Source organism: Photorhabdus viridis (assembly GCF_040256935.1).
GTDB classification, from domain to species: Bacteria; Pseudomonadota; Gammaproteobacteria; order Enterobacterales; family Enterobacteriaceae; genus Photorhabdus; species Photorhabdus viridis.
Genome location: NZ_JBEJZY010000101.1, coordinates 1 through 4,243, shown reverse-complemented (window position 1 = coordinate 4,243; position 4,243 = coordinate 1). Strand labels below are relative to the sequence as shown.

At 45.0% G+C, this 4,243-nt stretch carries 2 protein-coding genes; both read left to right on the top strand.

Going from position 1 to position 4,243, the window contains the following annotated elements:
• The coding region (locus tag ABR397_RS21985) for a DUF637 domain-containing protein (RefSeq protein WP_350307576.1) at positions 1-3,559 on the top strand (3,559 nt) is incomplete at its 5' end.
• Entirely contained in the window at positions 3,556-3,777 is a 222-nt protein-coding gene (locus ABR397_RS21980) for a hypothetical protein (RefSeq protein WP_350307575.1), read from the top strand. The genes ABR397_RS21985 and ABR397_RS21980, both read left to right, overlap by 4 nt.
• Positions 3,778-4,243 lie beyond the last annotated feature (466 nt).

The following is a 4,243-nucleotide window of genomic DNA, read 5'->3' as shown; positions in this document are numbered from 1 at the left end:
ACGGGCAAGTATCATCGCAAAAGGTAATCTTATCGCTGACTTTAGCGACAGCATTAATATTGATACTGACTACCCACGTAAATCGCCGCCCAGTTCAGATTTCTATTATGAGCTTCCCGCCAATAGTGAAAAGCTGCCGGAAATACTGTCGGCTAAAAGTATCTTATTACATGGTGGAGAAATCACCCTCAAAGATAAAATCAACGCGGCTAATGATTTAAACATCATTTCTGAAAACGATATTACCCTTAAAAATTCAATACTTTCGACAGCCAATAATTTATCTATGGCTGCCGTCAATAATATCAATATCTGGCAAAGTGATATAAAAGGAAAGGATATCACCGCTATGAGCCGTCATGGAGATATTCTATTTCATAATGGTGATCAATTCGGTTATCTTTGGCGCCAACACAGTACCAACGATCATCCTGTATCCAATAAACTGGATGCTGTTAATAATTTAACTATCAACTCGGGTAAAAATCTCCTGTTACAAAACGTCTATTTACAACCGAGTAAAAATATCGCTCTGATAGCAAATAATAATGTGACCGTAGAAAACCATGCGGACACCTATAATTTTGCAAAATTAAAGACAGAAAACAGGCATAACGCACCCATATCAGGGGTGTTAAATGCCCTTGAATCACTGACAATCCATGCTGGAAATACTATTTCCGCTAAAGGCTCAGATATCTCTTCGGGGAAAGATATTTATTTAAGCGCAGCAAAAGATATTGATTTGAGCTCCGCAGAATTAACCTATCAAGATCATATCCTGCCTCTAGACTCAACAGAACTCAGCAGCAAAATCACCGCAAAGAATAATATCAGTATCATGAGTGGCGGTGATATTAATGGGAAAGCCGTTCAGATACAGGCTAACGGGAATACATTATTATCCGCCGGAAGAAATATCACATTACCGTCCCTGGCTTATTCTGTCATTAACCAGACGAATGATAACAACAAGGATGACCGACATATTATTGCTCAAATCCGCGGTGATAAAAAACTGACGATGGCGGCAAATGGCGCTATCACCACCGCGGGTGCTCAATTGACTTCCGGTGGTGATGTCACCCTCTCCTCTGGCGGTGATATGCGTTTTGAGCCGGTTCAGAACCACACCTACCGGGAAGGTCACAGGGAATTCACCGAATCAGTGACTCAGCAGGGCACTGAACTGACCAGCGGCGGCATACTCACGGTTATCTCAACCGGCAGCATTCTTTTCCAGGCCGCCAAACTGGCGGCCAAAGGGGCGATGGATATCGCGGCACAAGGCGGTTACCTGTACGCTCAGGCGATGGAAGAATCCAGTCACTATGAGAAAACAGAAACTACACGCAGGTGGTATGGCAAAAAGAAAACCACCACACGCACCCGTCATGATGTCACGAACAAAGTCACTGAATTTACCGCCGGCGGCGATATTAACCTGTTAAGCCGGGATGACAGCACCTATGAAGCCAGTAAAATTTCCACCCATCAAAATGCCAAACTGACCAGTACTCACGGTCAGGTTAATTTTAAAGCGGTAAAAAACAGTACTTTTGCGCAAACGATTACCCATTCCAAAGGGTTCTACATCAAGCAGACAGATAAAGGCTACACCGAAAATACCTGGGTGCTTCCCGCTATTCATCTTGGCGGAAAACTCACCGTAGAGGCCGCCAACGGGATTAGCGCGGATATCAAAGCCCAAAACGGTCAGTCATTACAAAATGTTGTCTCCGTCCTCGGTAATACCCCGGAAACCGCCTGGCTGAAAGGGCTCAATGAACGTCAGGATGTGCAATGGAGCTTAGTCAAAGACGCGTATGACAGCTGGGATTATAAAAGCCAGCATCTGAACCCGGTGGTTTCGGCGGTGATAGCGATTGCTGTGGCCGCCGTGACGGCAGGCGCAGGCATAACGGCTTCGGTGGCCGGGTCAGCCGCAGGGACGGCAGGTTCAGCGGCGACGGCAGCGGGGGCGACCGCCAGTACCGCCGCTACCGTGAGTTCAGTGGCTTACGGCGCGACGGCTTCCGGCATGGCGGCGCTGGCCTCTCAGGCGGCGGTCGCCCTGATTGATAATCAGGCCGACCTATCCAAAACCTTAAAAGCGATGGGCAGCAGCGACACCGTTAAATCCACCTTCACATCCATGGCAATGGGCGGCGCACTGGCGGGCTTTGACACGGTGATGGGATGGGATAACGCGGCGAATGGCGGGAAGCTGGATCCGGCAAAAACCACCTTACCCCAACTGAGCAATCATGACTGGAGCAAAGTGGCCCAACGGGTCGCAGGCCAGTCCATTATCGGCGCCAGCTTGGGTACTACGATTAATGGCGGCAGCTTTAAAGACAATTTCACCACCGCATTACTTGCCAATATCGGCAATCAGATTAACGCCGAAGGGGCCGGACTGATTGGTGATAATGGTCAGGTATTAGGTTTACCCGGAAAAACGATCAGCCATGCGATTGTTACAGGTATCAGTGCTGAAATTGGTCGTGGTAATACAAAAGGAGCGATAGCTGGAGCTTTAGCGGCTGAGCTAGCCGGTGCAATGATGGGCGATAATCTTATCAAGGCTGAAAAATGGCAAAAAACATCAGAACAACAAGCACAAATTGTTCGCGCTTTCGGTGGTATTGCTGGTGCTGTATTTACCGGCAAAGCAGATGGTGCTTACAGCGGAGCAAACAGTGCTGAAAATACTTTCCGGTACAATTATCTCACACATCATCAACAAGAATTGATGGAAAAAGAGCTTGCTACAGAAACCAATTATCTTAAGAAAGCTCAAATTCTTGGCAAATGGGGGATCATCGGCTCTCAACAAGACCTCCATCTTGCCGCTGGCTTTGTATCTGGTGTTCCGGTAGAACTTTACGATAGTGTCATGGCGATTATCGGGGCAGTTTCTAATCCGTCAGAGACAATAGATGCACTTAAAATGCTTTTGATGCAGGAAGATATGCCCGGCTTTATCTGGCAAGAAACGAAGGAGAACTATCTTAAGCAACTGGATGTCATCAAAGTTGAATACGAGAAAGCAGGCAGTGAAGGTGCATATAATGCCGGCCTGGAAATGGGAAAAATCGTAACGGGTATTGTCAGCACAGCTGCTGGCGGTTTAGGGCTTGTCAAAGGTTCGACATGGGTGACTACCCATGCCGCCGATAAGTTTGCTAAAGTGGCGGTAAAAGCCCCACTTGAATATGTAAAAGAACCAACATTTAATCCTTATGGCTCAATTGGTGCAGGGCAACTGTGGTCTATTAAGGGGCGGCTGAAATATGTCCAATTACCAACAGAAGGTAAAATTAGATTTGTTCCATCGCCTAAATACACACCAAATCAGGCTTTACAAAAAGGCCCTAATAATGGGTATATTGATAAGTTTGGTAATGAATGGACAAAAGGACCTTCCAGAACTCAAGGACAACCTTTTGAATGGGATGTCCAACTTTCACCACAAGGAAAGATTCAATTGGGCTGGGCGAGTAGAGATGGTAAACATCTAAATGTTTCGCTTGACGGGAGAATTACACATAAATGAAAGATAAATTCACTTTCTATCAAGAGGTTATTATTCAAGATATTGATCGTGTAATAGAATATAGCCATCAAAAAGGTGTTATTTTTGGTATTGGTGAAGACGAAGGGTTAGGGAAATCATATGCTGTTTATATACCAAGTGAAAGTATAACAGTCTCATTATGGGAAAACGAAATTGAACCAACAGGAAAGAAATTTAAACGCGAAGATTTTTACTAAAATTAAGTGTAATAGCCTGATGTGTTAAGGACTAACCGGTCACTCAATTGCTATTGAGTGACCGCTATTATAGTGCCTATCTTCCTAACACAAATTCACTATCACAAGATAGGGAACTCTTTAGCATTTACTCTCAATCTTGATAGTCTTCATATGAACTCATTTAATTATTTTATAAAAAAGAGGAATTTTTATAACTTCGTTTAACTTGGATGTTTCATGAGAAAATTGGTGGAGGTGTTGCAGGGGCCATTGCAACTGATAACGCAAATGGTGCTAATGCTGGTGAAATCGTGATCCTCTTCAATCACCTGCATTCCATGAATGTTTACAATCTACCGAAGCCATCTGGAATAAATACGGAGAACTGAGCGCCGCGCAACGGGCAGAAATGTTGTCTAATTGTGCCGGGAGCGGTGGGTTATGCACACTAACCTACCAAGCCGAAATGGAAGGTGGCATAAAA